The organism is Tritonibacter sp. SIMBA_163 (assembly GCF_046535935.1).
Taxonomy (GTDB): Bacteria; Pseudomonadota; Alphaproteobacteria; order Rhodobacterales; family Rhodobacteraceae; genus Epibacterium; species Epibacterium scottomollicae.
On sequence record NZ_JAWJBP010000058.1, the window covers coordinates 1 to 1,642 of the forward strand.

1 protein-coding gene is annotated in these 1,642 nt (G+C 53.5%); it reads right to left on the reverse strand.

From position 1 onward, the window contains the following. Positions 1–640: 640 nt before the first annotated feature. The coding region (locus tag R0J92_RS21325) for a calcium-binding protein (RefSeq protein WP_411053112.1) at positions 641–1,642 on the reverse strand (1,002 nt) is incomplete at its 5' end.

Here is a 1,642-nt window from a genome sequence, read left to right on the forward strand (position 1 = left end):
GCTGCCCCAAGGTGTTTCTCTCTGCCATCGCGCTCGCGGCTCTCGTCATCTATTGGTTATGAATCCTGACCCTAGCTCTCTTCTGTCTTTTCAAGCAAATCGACTAGGTGTTTGTGCTGCGCAACCGCCGTGTCGGTCAGTTGGGGATCGCTATCAATGACCTTTTTGAACGCGCGAGGAGATGCGGTCCGCAAGAGTTGGATCTGACTTCGTCATCTCATCGATAGCAACTACAAGATTGATATTCACTGCTCGAAGGGCCTGCCCAATGTGCACACCAACGGCATTGCGATACATCTCTTCACTTATAGGAAATTTTTTAGTTTATCATCAGGGATCTGCCGAGGGAGGCGATTGTGACCACGGCAGTAAAGCCCCAGAAGTTCATTTCTTCGCCGCCGCCGAGTGTTACCCACTCCGCGCCTTCGGCAAATGCGCCAGCACCTCCTGCACCCGATTGTAGGCACTGACGGCAACGGGCTAATTGTGCCCGCACTGGGCTTTGATGATGTAACCGCCCCCCCCCCGACGGCATCAAATCCCAGGGGAAGGGGCAGCTCCCTAAATGACTATGTCTTGCAATAATGCCGTGCAGAATGTTCCTCGTTCCCTTGGGGACGAGGAACATTCCATTTGGTAACTAGGCAACCAAAATATCATCCGATATGGCATCCAAGGAAGTTATCCCGTTAAGTTGAAGCTGGTCTCCTCCTCCAAAGTCGAACACCACATTTCCACCCACCACAGATCCTTGGTCTAGGATTTGACTTACTGAGCCGTGTCCCGATACGATAAGCAGATCTTGCCCCACTACAAAATCAGAGATTTCGTCGCTTCCGGAAACAAAAATAAAACTATCGGATCCTGCGCCACCCAAAATAATATCGTCGCCTGCTCCTCCAAAGAGAGTATCTGCTCCCGTGCCGCCCCAAATGGTGTCATCACCCGTGCCGCCGTTAACAATATCGTCACCTGCATCGCCGTAGAGCATATCATCGTCTTCACGGCCATCGATCGTGTCATTCCCGTCGAAACCATGCAACGTGTCGTTGCCGCCAGCGACCATAAAACCGCCACCGATCCAATCATCGGCAGCGCTGCCTGTCACAGCAGCGCCTGTGCCACCGGTGACGTGAATGTTGCCAGTAGCAGATGTGAAGGTCACGCCCGAGAAGTCATAAACGCCGCCACTCTCAACGAACAACGCACGGTTATTTGTGTCGATGATTTCAATACTTTCCAACACGGCATTCGCGCCGAGGATGTTGTCGAGCCAGCTTCCACCGACGAACCGCAAGGTGTCAGTTCCAGCACCGCCTTCAATAGCGTCCTGCAAATACTCGGCGTTTTCTGCATTATGCTGAACAGTGTCGTCGCCATCACCTGCCAGAATGGTGTCACGCTCGGTACCGCCATCAAGGACGTCATTGCCGTCGCCACCACTCAACCAGTCGGTTCCTGCGCCGCCAGAAAGAGTGTCGTTTCCAGCTTCGCCTAGCAGGTAGTCAAACCCTTCATTACCGGAAAGGGTATCGTTTCCCGTGCCGCCCCAGATGCTGTCATCGCCCGTGCCGCCGTTAACAATATCGTCACCTGCATCGCCGTAGAGCATATCATCGTCTTCACGGCCATCGATCGTGTC